The organism is Bacteroides sp. 3_1_23 (assembly GCF_000162555.1).
Taxonomy (GTDB): Bacteria; Bacteroidota; Bacteroidia; order Bacteroidales; family Bacteroidaceae; genus Bacteroides; species Bacteroides ovatus.
In genome coordinates, this window is the sequence record NZ_GG774953.1 from 161,112 (window position 1) to 178,006 (window position 16,895).

Genomic DNA, 16,895 nt, shown 5'->3' on the forward strand with positions numbered 1-16,895 from the left:
CTTTTTATTTTTTTTCGGGTAAAAACGAAAAAAAGTCATTTTTAGACTACCCTCAATTAAAAATCTACTGTCTCCTTTATAGAACGCAGAAAAATGGAAGAAGAAAAGAAACATATTGATGAATTGATTGCAACCTATCTGACCGAAGGTTTGGACAAAAATGCTTTAGCCGAACTAAAAGCATGGATAGCTGCATCACCTGAAAATGAGGATTATTTTATTCAGCAACGGGAAGTCTGGTTCTCTGCCGTGAGCCGTGAAGCCGCGTCGAAATACAATAAAGACAAGGCATTCGATACCTTTAAGAATCGTATCGGGAGCCGGAAGCAAGTGGAGAAAGCTCCTCGCCAGGAATTCCGTTTGTCGGCGTTGTGGCGTTATGCCGCGATTATCGCAGTCATACTTGCAGTAGGATGCTTCTCATATTGGCAGGGAGGAGTGAATGTAAAAGACACTTTTGCAGATATATCCGTAGAGGCTCCTTTAGGATCAAGAACGAAACTTTATTTGCCTGATGGTACATTGGTTTGGTTGAATGCCGGTTCACGAATGACCTACTCACAAGGCTTCGGAGTAGATAACCGTAAAGTAGAATTAGAAGGCGAGGGATATTTTGAAGTCCAACGGAATGAGAAACTCCCTTTCTTTGTAAAGACTAAAGATTTGCAATTGCAGGTATTGGGAACAAAATTTAATTTCCGCGATTATCCGGAAGATCATGAAGTGGTAGTATCCTTGTTGGAAGGGAAAGTGGAATTAAATAATTTACTGAAAAAAGAGAAAGAAGCTTTCCTTGCACCCGACGAGAGAGCGATATTAAACAAAGCGAACGGATTGATGACCGTAGAAACGGTCACAGCCTCCAATGCCTCCCAATGGACGGATGGCTATCTGTTTTTTGATGAAGAACTTTTGCCGGACATCGTGAAAGAACTGGAACGTAGCTACAATGTGAATATCCACATAGCTAATGATTCATTAAATAAATTCCGGTTCTACGGAAACTTCGTCCGTCGGGAACAAAGTATTCAGGAAGTGTTGGATGCGTTGGTATCTACAGAGAAAATACAATATAAAATTGAAGAGCGCAATATAACTATCTATTAACCGGTTACCAGAGATTATAATACTATGATTGTTTAACCTTATAATTGAAGAATATGAGTAAAGGAAATAATACTGAATAGTCTTTAGTGAATGATAAGGAGAGAAAAATAAAAACCGGAAGATCTCGAACATCTTCCGGCTCCTGAATCTCTTCTTCAACAACTTTCAAACGTGAGCATGTTTTCAAAAGAGATTATGCAAAGTTAGCAAAATACATCTCTTTTAAAACGAGTTATTCAAGTTTTAATTAAATAATTTGTTTATTTTATGAATTACAGGAAGAAGGCCATATTAATGGTCGTGGCTCTCTTTTGCCTTAACATAGCAATGCTAGCCCAGGCCGTTTCATTGAAAATGAATAATGTTTCAGTGAAAGAAGCAATGACGCAATTGAAGAATAAAAGCGGATATTCTTTCGTATATAAAGTGGGAGACCTGGATACCAGAAAGATTGTAAGTGTAAAGGCAAAACAATTGAATGAAGCTATCGATCAGATATTGTACGGGCAAGAAGTTGTTTATGAGGTAAAGGGCAAGAATATTATTGTCCAAAAAGGGCAAGCGCGGCAGAATACCTCTAAAGACACTAAAAAGCGTAAAGTCACAGGTACAGTGAGCGATGCCAATGGTGAACCGATCATCGGTGCTACCATCAAGGAAAAAGGAACAACCAACGGAACCGCATCTGATTTGGATGCTAAGTTCTCTCTGGAAGTGTCACCGGGAGCTGTATTGGAAGTCTCCTATATCGGTTATCAGACACAGGAAGTAAAGGTGGGCGACCGGGTATCTTTATCTGTCACCTTGGCTGAAAATCAGCAAATATTGGACGAGGTGGTAGTGGTGGGGTATGGTACAACCTCCCGTAAAAACCTGACTACTTCTATCGCTACCGTAAAAACTGAAAAAATATCCAAAGCGGCTACTAGCAATATCTCAGGAATGTTGCTGGGACGTGCTGCCGGTTTGCAGGCAACCGTTGCCAGTCCCCAGCCGGGAGGAGGTATTAATATCTCCATTCGTGGAGGTGGTACACCGATTTATGTGGTGGATGGAGTAGTTATGCCTAGCGGCTCTTTTGAAGTCGGCACGGGAAGTACGTCACTTCCTTCTTCCGTCAATCGTGCCGGACTGGCCGGATTAAACCCCAATGATATTGAATCCATTGAAATCCTGAAGGATGCTTCTGCAGCAATTTATGGTATCGGAGCAGCGGATGGTGTTATTCTGGTGACTACCAAAAAAGGAAAAGAGGGAAAACCGACCATCGTGTATGAAGGAAGCTATTCCGTGCAAAAACATTATCCTTATCTGGATGTATTGAGCGGACCCGAACTGATGAACATGGTGAATGTGTTCAGTAAAGAGAATTATTTATATGACAAAGGCCAGTATCCTTATGGAAATGCCGCTTATGACGATAAATGGACACCTATCTTTACACCGACACAAATAGCCAATGCCCCGACTACGGATTGGCTGGACAAGGTACTGAAAACAGGTGCAGTGACCAATCATAATCTGACGATTAGCGGTGGTTCGGAAAAGTTTAAATACTATCTGGGCGTTAACTACTATAAAGAAGACGCTACCGTTTATAATTCGGATATGGAGCGATACTCCCTGCGTACAAACATCACATCCCAGCTGACTAATTTCCTGAAACTGACAACAATTGTCAACTTGAATCAGAATAATTACACGAACTCTACTGTCGGCGGAGATGTCGGAAACTTAAGAGATCAGGGAGCCGGAGCACTTTTCGGAGCAATCTTCTATCCCTCTTATCTTCCCGTGTACGATGCCGAAGGACAATATAATGTATTCAGCCGGACGCCTAATCCCGTTTCCATGCAAGATATTAATGACAAATCCGAGCAAAGTGGTTACTACATGAACTTCTCACTGGATGTCGATATTATCAAGAATATGCTTTCAGCCAAAGTATTGTATGGCTTGAACAAGGAAAATACCTCTCGTGATTCTTACATTCCTTCTGATATTTACTACGCATTGCAACGTAAATCCAGAGGAAACTTAGGATATGGAAAAAGGCAGCAAAGCACTCTCGAAGGTACATTAACATTCCAACATAAATTTGGAGAGTTATTGGATATGAATTTGATGGCCGGTATGGGACGTTATCTTGATAGTGGCGATGGTTCGGATATATCTTATGAAAATGCCAATGACCATATACAGGGAAGTAGCGTAGGTATGGCAGACGGTCCTTTCTATCCGACTTCCTATAAATATAAGAATGAAAAGAGATCACAGTTTGTCAGAGGAAGTTTCGACTTATTCGGACGCTATGTAGTATCCGCTTCATTGCGCCGTGACGGTACGGATAAATTCTTTCCCAGTAAGAAATACGCCCTCTTTCCATCTGTTTCTCTTGCATGGAAAATGAATGAAGAATCATTTATAAAGAATATCTCCTGGATTAATATGTTGAAATTAAGAGCCAGTTACGGTGAAACAGGTAGTGATAACTTAGGTACAACACTATATGGTATTGTAACAACTACCCGTGAAGATGTTCAGTTTAATAATAATTCGGTCACCTATATTCCTTACATACTGTCCGGTGCCAACTATGAAGATGTAACCTGGCAAAAGACGGTTATGAAAAATATCGGATTGGATTTTTCCGTTCTTAGAGATAGAATCTGGGGTAGTGTAGATATATTCCGTAATGACGTAACCCATTTGTTGGGTACAGCACCGACTGAATTATTGGGAATGCACGGAACACGTCCTATCAATGGAGGACATTATAAACGTACCGGAGTAGATGTGAGCTTGAATTCGCTGAATCTTCAGACACATAATTTCAAATGGACCTCTCAAATTACAATGTCCCATTATAACGCGGTATGGATAGAACGTATGCCCAACTATGATTATCAAAAATATCAGAAAAGGAAAAATGAACCGATGAATGCATTCTATTATTATAAAACGACCGGTATCATTGATGTGGATAAGAGTAATATGCCCGAATCGCAACGTTCATTAGGTCCTGCTGCCTGTATGCCGGGTTATCCTATTGTAGAAGATAAAAACGGCGATGGAATCATTGACGTGAATGACTCTTACATGGATAACATGCTTCCTAAATTATATTTTGGTTTTGGCAATACATTTACATGGAAAAACTTTGATCTGGATATATTTATGTACGGACAATTAGGTGTAAAGAAATGGAATGACGCATATAGTTATAGTGCAGATGCCGGAAATCTCTCCAGAGGAGTGGATGCGCACAATGTTGGTATCTATTCTTATAACATCTGGAATACCCAGACAAACATGAACGGACATTTCCCGGGTATCGCAATCAGTAAATCAGTGGCTTTACCCGAAAATCTGGGCTTTGATTATACAAGAGAAAATGCCTCTTATGTGCGTGTGAGAAACATCACATTGGGATATAACCTGGGTCCCAAAGAATTATCCATATTTAAAGGGTATATTAGAGGAATACGTGTGTTTGTCGACTTTCAGAATCCTTTGACCTTTACCAAATACAAAGGATATGACCCTGAAATCAACACTTCTTCTTCGAATCTGATCGGAGGACAGTATCCTCAAATGAGAGTTTATTCAATAGGTGCAAAATTAACCTTCTAAACTTCAAGCTATGAAATCTAACAAATTATGTCGTATGAAAAAGAAGTTCTTTTTACCGATGCTTGTTTCCTTGCAACTCTTATTCGGTAGTTGTGAGAATAATTTTGATCCTTATATTTACGGAGCTTTGTTACAGGGAGAATATCCTTCCACAGAGCAAGAGTATGTTTCCTATATGATGGTTTGCTACCTGCCTTATACTACGGTTTGGACGTATGATATGGGTTCGGGTGGTTTGCAACATGGTATTCATATACAGTCTGGAGGAGCGGTGCGTATGTTTGATTCTGCTTCTGATATATGTGCGCCTGCTACCACAGTAGGTGCAGACTGGGAACGCCTTAGTAAAGGAGATTACAGTAATTGCTTTTATTACTGGCGTGGAAATGTAGACGACGGTGGTAACTTGAATCATTTCCCGAAAACAGCCCAGGTGACCCGTATGACTGAAGTGATTGGAACGTTGGAAAAAGCTCCCCTGACTGCTCTTACGGAAGAAAAGAAGAATAATTTACTTGGAGAAGCACGTTTGTGTCGTGGATTGATGATGTACTTCCTGTTGCATGTTTACGGTCCCGTACCGGTAATCCTGGATCCCGAAAAAGTAATTGATCCGGAAGCGTTGTCGAATACCGTGCGCCCTTCTTTGGATGAAATGACTCAATGGATTACGGATGATCTGGAATTTGCCGCAAAGAATGCTCCCGAAGTAGCCCCGGATTTGGGACGCTATACGCGTGACTATGCCCGCTTCTGCCTGATGAAACACTGTCTGAACGAGGGTGAACACATGGAAGGTTATTATCAGAGAGCGATTGATATGTATAATGAACTCAATACGGGCAAATATGATTTGTTTAAAACCGGAAGTACTCCGTACGTTGACCTGTTCAAGAATGCCAATAAATTCAATAAAGAAATGATTATGGCTGTCAGTTGTAGCCCTACTGCTGATGGTAACCCGAAGCATGGAAATGCGAATCCTTTCCTGATGTGGGCTTTACCTTCTGATGTGGCAAAAGGGGATCCTTTTCCAATGGGAGGTGGATGGTTCCAGGCTTTCAGTATGGATAAAAAATACTACGATGCTTTCGAAAGCAACGACGGTCGTCTGAAAACCATTGTAACCAGTTATAAGGACAAGAATGGTGTCGTTATCAACAAAGATAATCTGGGGGTGAGATGGAACGGATATATTATAAATAAATTCCCGCAGGAAACGATGACTACTTTCCAGGGTACTGATATTCCTTTGGCAAGATGGGCCGATGTATTATTGATGTATGCAGAGGCAGAAGTGCGTAAAACAGGAACTGTACCTTCCGTAGCTGCTATAAATGCGGTGAATCAGGTGAGGAAAAGAGCTGGGCTGTCGGACTTGCCGAGTGTGACAACCAATACAAAAGACGCTTTTTTAAACGCTATTCTGATAGAGCGGGGACATGAATTTTTCTATGAAGGTAATCGAAAGATTGACTTGATCCGTTTTAATAAATACGCGCAAGAAATGTATAAGGCGAAAGGCATAATGCCGACGCATCAGTACATGCCGATTCCTAACTATGCAGTCGAACAGGCCATTTCTTATGGAAAAGAGCTGAAGCAGACTTGGGAACGTCCGGGTTGGGCGGAGGATAAGAGCAAAGCGCAACAAAGTATAAATTAAACCTATTAACTGAATAAAAGATATGAAACGTATGAGTTACTATATAATTGGTCTATTATTGTCTTTAATGAGTTGGTCGTGTTCGGATGATGCAGAAACAGGCAGAGAAGAAATTCCGGTGGAAACTGATGGCGGATATTTGTTCGCCCACATGACTAATGCAAATTATGGAAAGTTATATTATGCTGTTTCCCGGGATGGCATCAACTGGGAAACACTGAATAAAGGCCGGATCATCAATAGCGCTTACATTGGACATCCTGATATTTGTCAGGGACATGACGGAGCTTTCTATATGATTGCAGTCAATCCGCTGGCTTTATGGCGTTCGGAAAATCTGGTGACATGGACATCTACCCAGTTGAATGAAATGATTTTTAATCGTAGTAATGCACAGGGATTCTATACTACCTATTATTGGGGAGCACCCAAAATGTTTTATGACAAGGATAGCGAACAGTACATTATAAGCTGGCATGCCTGCAACGACCCGGATAAGGACGATTGGGACAGTATGCGCACTCTCTATGTGTTGACAAAGGATTTCGAGACCTATACGGAACCACAGAAATTATTCAATTTTACCGGTACGGATGAGAATATGGCTATTATCGATGCTATTATCCGTAAAGTAAACGGTGTTTATTATGCGATTATGAAAGACGAACGCGATCCGGCTGTTGCTCCGGAAACAGGGAAAACAGTCCGTATTGCCACCTCTTCCAATCTGACTGGTCCCTATACCAATCCGGGAGCACCTGTCACTCCGAATGATATGATGCGTGAAGCACCTATTTTTATCGAACGGCCGAATCATAGCGGTTGGTTTATTTATGCGGAATCTTATGCAGCCAAACCTTATGGGTATCATTTGTTTCAGTCGACCTCTATGGACGGGCCATGGAAAGAACGTACTTTCTCCGGACCTAATGTAAAGGATGGTACGGACAGACCCGGCGCACGACACGGCTGTATTGTGAAGGTGAACGAAACAGTTTATCAAGCTCTGCTGAAAGCATATAAAAAATAAATGTATAATCTTAATATGACTGCATTATGAAATATTATATATATACGGTCCTTCTGTTGCTGTTAACGGCATCTTGCAGTGATGACGTACAGAAATGGGATCAATGGCCGGAATGGAAACTTGCCTCTCCTCTTTCTGTAGGAGGTCAAGTGTTGGATGAAGAGATTTACTCTAATTTTCAGGGAAAAAAGCTTCATCTGGAAAAAGGACAGGAAGTCGAGTTTTCGGGGATTGACGAAATAGAATCCATTCTTTCACCGGATTACTTTGAATATGTGTCCGAAAATAAGGCCCGTTTCAAAGGAGAGACGGCTGATTATAGTGTGCTTTATGATCCTGCTAATGAGCTTTTGTACATAGAAAAAGCCGGGGCGACCTATCCGGACGGATTATGGTTCTGCGGAGCCAACTGGGGACATCCTCAAGCGAGGCTGGTTACCACAAGCGGTTGGAGTATGGACGGACCTAACAATGTGCTTTATTGTTATAAAAGTGCCGACAATGTTTTTCAACTGACTCTCTATCTGGCTAATAACTTCTCATTTAAGTTTTTCAAGCATAGAGGCTGGGGAGAGGGAGACAATGAGATCACTACTCTTCCCGAAGATAATATCACTCTAACTACCCCTTTCTTGGTTGCCGGAAAGACGGGAGGAGATTTTATTCCGGGACCGCTGTTCCAACCCGGAGTTTATCTTATCACGCTCGATTTGAACAATAACACTTGTGCTTTTGAAGCGAAAGATGAGAATATTCAAGAACAATCTTTCCTGGTTAACGGTCAGGAAATGGGTATATTAGAAGAGGCTTCATCTTTTCTGGGCATTGCTTTGGAACTTCATAAAGGTGATGAAGTGACTTTCAGCAATTTTGGTGATGTGAGAAAGATGCTTCAACCGGATTTCTTTGAAAACATAACAAAAGATAAAGCTACATTTATAGGAGTAGACGGAAACTATAAATTGTATTATGATCCGATAAACAAACTGACATATCTGGAAAACCGCTCGGTGAATTATCCGGATGGGTTATGGGTTTGCGGATCCAGTTTCGGACATCCTCAAGCCGGACGGGTGACTGTCGGTGCATGGACTTTCAACTTGCCGAGTGATGCATTCCAGTGTGTGAAGGTAGCAGACAATATTTTTGAAACCACTCTTTATCTGGTTAAAGATTTCCAGTTTAAATTCTACAAACAACGTCCTTGGGGAGGTGAACTGGCTAGTACTATTGTCAATACGCAACCTGTTAATTTATTGGGTAAGGGATGGTATTACAGTGATCCGGCGACAGGTGGCACTGGTGGCGGACATTTTACCGGTGATTTTGTAGCCGGACCGGATTTCACACCGGGAGTATATCGTGTCCGGATAGATTTGAATAAGAATATATGTATGTTTATTGATAAGGTGGATGAAGGACAACTTGGACCGGAATCTTATAAAATAAATGGTACGGAACTGACTCAATCTACTAATCCAAGCTATATCGCTGTAGAGTTAAACCTCACGAAAGGACAAGTGGTCGATTTCGAAGGATTTAGTTATCTGGACTATATGCTTCAACCGGAATACTTTACGAATGAAAATGGACAATATAAGTTTAACGCTCCGGACGGTAAGTATCGGATTTCATATAATAAGGATAGAGAACTTATATATGTAGAGAAAACGACCGATACGGAATTCCCGGAAACAGTATGGATAACTGGAGCTGCCTTCGGCCATCCTAGAATCAGCGGACTCCTTCCCGATGACATTGGAAATTGGGGATGGGATAATCCAAAAGACTTTATTTGTTGTGTGAAGACCGGAGATCGTGTATATGAAACTAACCTCCTTCTGAACAACGATTTCATGTTCAGATTTTATAAAAGAAAAGGTTGGAATAATGAAATTACTTCGTTTGATGTGACCATCGTATCTGAAGGTGATTTAATAGCCCGGGGCGGTTATTGGGATGGAGATCAATGGAAGGAAACAGAGAACTTTGGACCGGGAAATAATTTCAGAGCCGGTATATATCATGTCAAACTGGATATGAATACAAATACCTGTACGTTTACAAAGAGATAATAGTCTGACATAGGTATTAGTGTTACATAAGATAAAGAGGCCGGGTTTCACCGAAACACGACCTCTTTATACAAATAGCAATGTGGCTTTTTCTTTCAGAAATGTCTTATCATATAGATTCTAAAAATAATATTCATGAAGAATTTCCTATTTGTCTTAACTTTATTGTTTTCATTATCATCCTTTTCCCAGTCTCCGGTCGATAAGTCTTTTCCTCCGGAAGAGTTGTTTGCTTTGGGCTCTTACTATTATCCCGAGCAATGGGATTCCTCCCAATGGGAGCGTGATTTGAAGAAAATGTCGGAAATGGGCATCAAATTCACCCATTTTGCAGAGTTCGCCTGGTCTATGATGGAACCGGAAGAGGGAGAATATCATTTTGAATGGCTGGATCGTGCAGTCTCTCTGGCAGAGAAGTATGGTCTGAAAGTAATCATGTGTACACCTACCCCCACGCCTCCCGTCTGGCTGTCGAAAAAATATCCCGACATACTGATTCAACGGGATAATGGAGTGACCATTCAACACGGACGACGTCAGCACGCTTCCTGGAGTAGCGATCGCTACCGTCATTATGTAGAAAATATCGTTTCCCGCCTGGCAATACATTATGGCAATAATCCCACTGTTATCGGCTGGCAGATTGACAATGAACCGGGACACTACGGGGTGGTAGATTACAGTGAAAATGCACAAGCCAAATTCCGTATCTGGTTACAGAAGAAATACGGCACTATTGACAAACTGAATGATACCTGGGGTGCCTCTTTCTGGAGTGAAACCTATCAGAACTTCGAGCAGGTTCGCCTTCCCAACCAGCAGGAAGTACCTGATAAGGCCAATCCTCACGCCATGCTCGATTTGAACCGCTTTATGGCGGACGAACTGGCGGGCTTTGTCAATATGCAGGCAGACATCCTCCGGCGGCATATCCACAAAGACCAATGGATCACTACCAACCTGATACCTATTTTCAATCCGGTTGATCCGGTACGGATCGATTATCCGGATTTCCTGACCTACACCCGCTATCTGGTGACCGGACATAATCAGGGAATAGGCAGCCAGGGTTTCCGGATGGGTATTCCGGAAGATCTCGGTTTCTCAAACGACCAGTTCCGTAATCGCGTAGGTAAAGCCTTTGGAGTTATGGAACTCCAACCCGGGCAGGTGAACTGGGGAGTGTATAACCCCCAACCTTTACCCGGTGCCATCCGTATGTGGGTGTATCACGTCTTTGCAGGTGGTGGGAAATTCGTATGCAATTACCGTTTCCGTCAACCTCTGAAAGGCAGTGAGCAATATCATTACGGTATGATAATGACTGATGGAGTAACTCTTTCTCCGGGCGGTGAAGAATATGTACGCATTACGCAGGAGATGAAAAAACTGCGTGCCGCCTACGATAAGAAAAATCGTATGCCCGGTCAACTGGCCTCCCGGCGTATTGGTTTACTTTTCGATATGAGTAATTATTGGGAAATGGAGTTTCAGCGGCAGACGGATCAATGGCGGACGATGGCTCACGTGCATAAATATTACAATCTGCTAAAATCTTTTGCAGCTCCGGTAGACGTGATTTCGGAGAAAGAGGATTTTTCCGGTTATCCTTTCTTGATAGCTCCTGCCTATCAGTTGCTTGACAACAAGCTGGTGGAACGTTGGACTGAATATGTGAAGAAGGGAGGACATCTGATCCTGACTTGCCGTACCGGTCAGAAAGACCGTGACGCCAAACTGTGGGAGGCTCCTTTGGCTGCTCCGATTCATCAACTAGCCGGAATAAATAGCCTGTATTATGACCATCTGCCCCACAATCTGTACGGAAAGATCGATTTCGAGGGTAAGGAATTTGCCTGGAATAATTGGGGAGACGTACTGACACCGGCTGCCGGAACAGATGTGTGGGCTGTCTATACAGACCAGTTTTATAAAGGAGCCGCTTCCGTGATACACCACAAACTGGGTAAGGGAACGGTCACTTATATCGGAACGGATACCGATGACGGCAAACTGGAAAAAGAGGTGGTACGTCGTGTATATACAGAAGCAGGCGTATCGACCGAAGATTTGCCGTACGGAGTAGTGAAAGAATGGCGTGACGGTTTTTACATCGCTTTAAATTATACATCGGACGTTCAGGAAATAGCCATTCCCGACAAGGCGGAGATACTGATCGGCAGTGCACGCCTCGAAGCTGCGGGAGTAGTGGTGTGGAAAGAAAAATCAGACAACAGGCATAAATAATCAGCTAACAGGAAAAATGAAGATAAAGAATTTGGTCTTTTATACCCTTTACGGGTTTACTCTCTTTGTTTGATCTTAAGATAAAAAATGAACAAATAGATTTATATATTAATCAATTGAAATAGCATGAAAAATAAATGGTGTGTTAATGTTGTGTTTTTATTCTTTTTGGGGATATGTGTATGCGCCTGTACACAGGATTCTAATTCTTCAAACAACAGCCGTTGGTCGGAAGAGAAGATACAGGAATGGTATGACAATCAGCCTTGGTTGGTAGGTTGCAATTATATTCCGGCAACGGCAATCAATCAGATAGAAATGTGGAGTGCGGTTACTTTCGATTCTGAGCAGATAGACAAAGAACTTTCATGGGCACATGAACTGGGCTTTAATACCTTACGCGTTTTCTTGAGCAGTGTTGTATGGCAAAATGATGCAACAGGAATGAAAAAACGTGTGGATGAATTCTTGAATATTTGTCGGAAGTATTCAATCCGTCCTATGTTTGTGTTCTTTGATGATTGTTGGAATCCAGAGTCGGCTTATGGCAAACAACCGGAGCCGAAGCCGGGAGTTCATAATTCCGGATGGGTACAGGACCCTTCATGCAGCTTGCGCAAGGATACGTTGACTTTGTATCCTTTTCTACAAGAGTATATCAAAGATATTGTACGCACTTACGCTCATGATGATCGGATATTGATGTGGGATTTGTATAATGAACCCGGAAATAGTAAACACGAGGAAACCTCTTTGTCTTTATTGACCAATGTTTTTCGCTGGGTACGCGACTGTAAACCGTCACAACCGATTACTGCCGGTATCTGGGACTATAATTCTTCCCGCAAGAATGTTCTGAATGCATTTATGCTGAATCATTCGGACATTATCTCTTATCATAATTACGATAATGAGGCACGGCATGCCGAGTGCATCAAATTTCTAAAGATGCTTAACCGTCCGTTGATCTGTACCGAATATATGGCCCGCCGCAATGACAGCCGTTTTTGCAATGTCCTTCCTCTGATGAAAAAAGAAAAGACCGGAGCTATTAATTGGGGATTTGTTGCAGGAAAGACAAATACTATTTTTGCTTGGGATGAAGTGATTCCGTCGGGAGAAGAGACGGAGTTATGGTTCCATGATATTTATCGTTCTAACGGAGTACCTTTTCAGCTGGAAGAAGTCGATTGCATAAAATCTCTGACAGGAAAAAGATAGAATCCCGTATTCATTTTTCATTTCTGTTTTTTAGTTTTCATATAGGTTACTACCATATATTATTTTATTTTTGCATCATTCTTCTTATGATTTGATAACTACTATAATTAAAACCATGAAAAAACTGAAGATTTTATTATTTCTATGTGTTGTCGCATGTACGCTTACGGTACAAGCACAAAAACAATTTACCTTGAACTCTCCGGATGGGAAACTCCAAACAACTATTACCGTCGGTGATAAGTTGACTTATGACATCCATTGTGACGGACGTCAGATACTGGCTTCTTCTCCAATTTCAATGACATTGGAGAATGGAGAAGTTTGGGGAGAGAAAGCAAAGTTGGCCGGCACTTCCGGGAAAAAAGTAGATCAGATGGTTCCTTCTCCTTTCTATCGCGCCAACGAACTAAGAGATTACTATAATGAACTGACTCTCCGGTTTAAGAAAGATTGGAACGTAGAGTTTCGTGCTTACAATGATGGTATTGCATATCGCTTTGTCAGCCGGTCGAAGAAACCTTTCAATGTAGTGGATGAAACTGTAGATTACCGTTTCCCGTCCGATATGGTAGCCTCTGTTCCGTATGTAAAAGCGGGGAAAGATGGTGATTACGAATCCCAATATTTCAATTCTTTCGAGAACACTTATACTACTGATCGATTATCGAAACTGAATAAAAAACGTTTGATGTTTCTGCCGTTAGTAGTGGATGCTGGTGAAGGTGTCAAGATTTGTATCACAGAATCCGGTTTGGAGAATTATCCCGGTCTCTATTTATCTGCTGCTGAAGGGGAAAAACGGTTGACGGGTCAATTCGCTCCTTATCCCAAGAAGACGGTGCAGGGCGGACACAATCAACTTCAGATGTTGGTGAAAGAGCGTGAAGCTTACATTGCCAAAGTAGATAACCCCCGAAGTTTTCCATGGCGAATGAGCATTGTTACCACTTCCGATAAAGATTTGGCGGCAAGCAACTTGAGCTATTTGTTGGCTGCTCCTTCCCGTCTGACGGATATTTCATGGATCAAGCCCGGTAAAGTGGCATGGGATTGGTGGAATAACTGGAACTTGGATGGCGTTGATTTTATCACCGGAGTAAATAATCCGACTTATAAAGCATATATTGATTTCGCTTCTGCAAACGGAATAGAATATGTAATCCTTGATGAAGGTTGGGCAGTCAACCTGCAGGCGGATTTGATGCAAGTAGTGAAAGATATTAATCTGAAAGAACTGGTAGATTATGCCGCTTCCAAAAATGTAGGTATCATTCTTTGGGCTGGTTATTATGCCTTCGATCGTGATATGGAGAACGTTTGCCGTTATTTTGCTGACATGGGAGTCAAAGGCTTTAAGGTCGATTTTATGGATCGTGACGATCAGTATATGACAGCATTCAATTATCGGGCTGCCGAAATGTGTGCTAAATATAAATTGATTCTCGATTTGCATGGAACGCATAAACCGGCCGGCTTGAATCGTACCTATCCGAATGTGTTGAACTTTGAAGGGGTTAATGGCTTGGAACAGATGAAATGGAGTCCGGCTTCGGTCGATCAGGTGAAGTATGACGTACTGTTGCCTTTCACCCGTCAGGTTTCCGGTCCGATGGATTACACCCAAGGCGCGATGCGTAATGCTTCGAAAGGTAACTATTATCCTTGTAACTCGGAACCTATGAGCCAGGGAACTCGCTGTCGCCAACTTGCTCTGTATGTGGTATTCGAGTCTCCTTTCAATATGCTGTGCGATGCGCCAAGCAACTATATGCGCGAACCGGAATCGACCGAATTTATTGCCAATATTCCGACCGTATGGGATGAAAGTATCGTGCTTGATGGTAAAATGGGAGAGTACATCGTAACGGCACGCCGGGCAGGAAATGTCTGGTATGTAGGTGGAATTACCGATTGGACGGCACGTGACATTGAAGTCGATTGTTCCTTCTTGGGCGACAAGACATACGATGCTACATTATTTAAAGATGGAGTGAATGCCCACCGGGTTGGACGTGATTATAAATGTGAATCTTTCCGGATAAAGAATGACAGTAAGTTGAAGATTCATTTGGCACCCGGAGGCGGTTTTGCACTGAAGATCAAATAATAGCTACTTTAGGTTCTATATTCTATCTAAATATTGAACCGGATTTGATAAGTTTGAAATAGGTTCGATGCTGTTCAGTAAATTTGATACAGCATCGAATTTTTATGAACAGGTTGATTGAAGACCTGCCATGCAATGACAAATTAGAACGTGTCAGGATAATGCCGCAATACCTGTTCCTATCAGATTGGCATTATTCATACTTTTTATGTCGATCTCTACGTCTTCCAAACCAAATAAACTGAAGAGTTCCCGTAATTTCTCCATGACAATCATATTATAGTTTTTATCTTTTCTATTCTTGCTCCAGAAAAGACTTCCTTCGGCAACCAGGCAAATTCTCCTTATCTCCTTATTGTATGACTTTAGCAACATGATAAGCCCTGTAAGTGAAGCTGCAACCAATTGCGCTGATCTGCCATATATCCACTGTGCTACCTGCACATACACTTCTTTATAAATATCGGGATAGTTCATGATAGAGGTAAGCTTTTGTGCATCGAATTTTTCTTCAAATTCTTCCAGAGGGAAAGTCGCTTTTAGAATGTCTCCCAAGTACATGCCGGATACAGCTTTCTCGAAACGTTGTCTTCCCGGATTGTCGGAGATTACATCTACCGTATTATCTACTGCGGTGAGGAATGGCGGATGGAAGTTCCCTGACTCCAGATTAACGGGAATCAAGCCATCAACCTTATGTGACGAACTTAACTTCTTAATTTTGTCAGCCGGAATAAAAGTAGCCATATTGGTACCTGTTCCCACAATCAGACCTATATATGCATCGTAACTGCTGTCGGTAAGTCCTGCAAATAAACTGGCTACGGTGTCATTAAGCACTTTTATATTCGTAAACTTGATTTTATTTCTTTCGTTTAGATAATCCAGTAAAGGCTTTCCTACCACTTCTCCGATCATCTCTTTTATGTCAACTCCTTTTGTCCAGCGCAATAGTTTGGCATCTCCGCTTGGCACAGACTCTGTCGGATAAGAAAAGCAATATCCGATTGGCATTTCTTTCTCCCGTTTTATTCCGGTAATCATGTCTGCCAATTCTTTGAATAATTCCTCGCGGGTATAGCCGGGAGATTTCATAACCGACATGTCTTTCTTCCAACCATTGTTGGGGTGAATAGTTGGAGGAACTTTACTGAAGTCAACGATTGCCACCCGATAATTGGTTCCTCCCAAATCAAGCACTAACGATTTACCATTAATACTACTTGCTTTCGGAGTGATAAAAGTTGGAATGCATTGTATCTCTGCATTTTCAGTGTTCAATCCCTCTTCTACTTTTGCTTTGAATGAACGGGCAATTTCTTTGAGTTGCTCATTATCTAACTGAAAAATATTCTTCTCCATGATATTGACTTTTATTGTGTATACTATGATATATATGAATAACAACTGAAAAGGAATTTTGCTCGGTCGGTCGGTATACGGTATATGGATTCGGCCGGATTCCTGATTTATCTCTTTCTTTTTTGCTCTTTCCTAAAAAATAACCTTTCGTTGAATTCAAGTTCTCCTGCAAATGATTTTTGGTTCTTCGTCAAATTTGGTGGTACTTCTTCTATTGTGAATAAATAATCTTCGCTCTCAGTAGTTTAATTCCTGCCCTATTGTACATCTGTCTTTTTACCGCTTTAATTTTATTCACTGTCCCCTCCAGTAATCCGTTACTGAAGGGGATATCAATAGCTGCCTGTACTGCCTCCCAGTCTTTTTCAATACCATATGCAAAGTTCGTCAGTGCCATATTCCGTGTTGCCTTCGCTTTTTCAATCCACTTTCTAATATCCTTAT

10 protein-coding genes are annotated in these 16,895 nt (G+C 41.7%); 8 read left to right on the top strand and 2 right to left on the bottom strand.

Going from position 1 to position 16,895, the window contains the following annotated elements:
- Window positions 1–93 precede the first annotated feature (93 nt).
- The 8 genes from HMPREF9010_RS08855 to HMPREF9010_RS08820 all read left to right on the top strand — a co-directional run bounded on the left by HMPREF9010_RS08855 (window position 94) and on the right by HMPREF9010_RS08820 (window position 15,089).
- Complete coding sequence (locus HMPREF9010_RS08855; RefSeq protein WP_008649919.1) at window positions 94–1,107, top strand: FecR family protein; 1,014 nt, start codon at window positions 94–96, stop codon at window positions 1,105–1,107.
- Between the two features lie 267 nt (window positions 1,108–1,374).
- Complete coding sequence (locus tag HMPREF9010_RS08850) at window positions 1,375–4,740, top strand: SusC/RagA family TonB-linked outer membrane protein (RefSeq protein WP_008649921.1); 3,366 nt, start codon at window positions 1,375–1,377, stop codon at window positions 4,738–4,740.
- Window positions 4,741–4,750: 10 nt separating this feature from the next.
- Window positions 4,751–6,406, top strand: coding sequence for a RagB/SusD family nutrient uptake outer membrane protein (locus HMPREF9010_RS08845; protein WP_004307063.1), 1,656 nt, complete (start codon window positions 4,751–4,753; stop codon window positions 6,404–6,406).
- Window positions 6,407–6,437: 31 nt separating this feature from the next.
- Window positions 6,438–7,436, top strand: a complete 999-nt coding sequence (locus HMPREF9010_RS08840; protein WP_004310635.1) for a family 43 glycosylhydrolase — start codon at window positions 6,438–6,440, stop codon at window positions 7,434–7,436.
- A gap of 26 nt (window positions 7,437–7,462) precedes the next feature.
- Window positions 7,463–9,511, top strand: a complete 2,049-nt coding sequence (locus HMPREF9010_RS08835) for a DUF5125 domain-containing protein (protein WP_004327202.1) — start codon at window positions 7,463–7,465, stop codon at window positions 9,509–9,511.
- 135 nt (window positions 9,512–9,646) lie between these two features.
- Complete coding sequence (locus HMPREF9010_RS08830; protein ID WP_032852796.1) at window positions 9,647–11,758, top strand: beta-galactosidase; 2,112 nt, start codon at window positions 9,647–9,649, stop codon at window positions 11,756–11,758.
- A gap of 126 nt (window positions 11,759–11,884) precedes the next feature.
- On the top strand, window positions 11,885–12,979 hold the full coding sequence (locus HMPREF9010_RS08825) for a cellulase family glycosylhydrolase (RefSeq protein ID WP_032852797.1): 1,095 nt from the start codon (window positions 11,885–11,887) through the stop codon (window positions 12,977–12,979).
- Window positions 12,980–13,094: 115 nt separating this feature from the next.
- Window positions 13,095–15,089, top strand: a complete 1,995-nt coding sequence (locus HMPREF9010_RS08820; protein WP_004307068.1) for a glycoside hydrolase family 97 protein — start codon at window positions 13,095–13,097, stop codon at window positions 15,087–15,089.
- A gap of 153 nt (window positions 15,090–15,242) precedes the next feature.
- Here HMPREF9010_RS08820 and HMPREF9010_RS08815 read toward each other — a convergent pair whose 3' ends face one another.
- The gene (locus tag HMPREF9010_RS08815) at window positions 15,243–16,451 is read right to left on the bottom strand and encodes a hexokinase (protein WP_008649939.1); all 1,209 of its coding nucleotides are present in this window, start codon (window positions 16,449–16,451) and stop codon (window positions 15,243–15,245) included.
- A 211-nt stretch (window positions 16,452–16,662) separates the two neighbouring features.
- Window positions 16,663–16,895 (bottom strand): ISL3 family transposase (locus HMPREF9010_RS0124575; RefSeq protein WP_032852811.1); only part of this gene is annotated, 233 nt, incomplete at its 5' end.

Coding starts and splice junctions, on each gene's coding strand:
- HMPREF9010_RS08855 (WP_008649919.1), top strand. CDS start 94: ATGGAAGAAGAAAAGAAACATATTGATGAATTGATTGCAACCTATCTG.
- HMPREF9010_RS08850 (WP_008649921.1), top strand. CDS start 1,375: ATGAATTACAGGAAGAAGGCCATATTAATGGTCGTGGCTCTCTTTTGC.
- HMPREF9010_RS08845 (WP_004307063.1), top strand. CDS start 4,751: ATGAAATCTAACAAATTATGTCGTATGAAAAAGAAGTTCTTTTTACCG.
- HMPREF9010_RS08840 (WP_004310635.1), top strand. CDS start 6,438: ATGAGTTACTATATAATTGGTCTATTATTGTCTTTAATGAGTTGGTCG.
- HMPREF9010_RS08835 (WP_004327202.1), top strand. CDS start 7,463: ATGAAATATTATATATATACGGTCCTTCTGTTGCTGTTAACGGCATCT.
- HMPREF9010_RS08830 (WP_032852796.1), top strand. CDS start 9,647: ATGAAGAATTTCCTATTTGTCTTAACTTTATTGTTTTCATTATCATCC.
- HMPREF9010_RS08825 (WP_032852797.1), top strand. CDS start 11,885: ATGAAAAATAAATGGTGTGTTAATGTTGTGTTTTTATTCTTTTTGGGG.
- HMPREF9010_RS08820 (WP_004307068.1), top strand. CDS start 13,095: ATGAAAAAACTGAAGATTTTATTATTTCTATGTGTTGTCGCATGTACG.
- HMPREF9010_RS08815 (WP_008649939.1), bottom strand. CDS start 16,451: ATGGAGAAGAATATTTTTCAGTTAGATAATGAGCAACTCAAAGAAATT.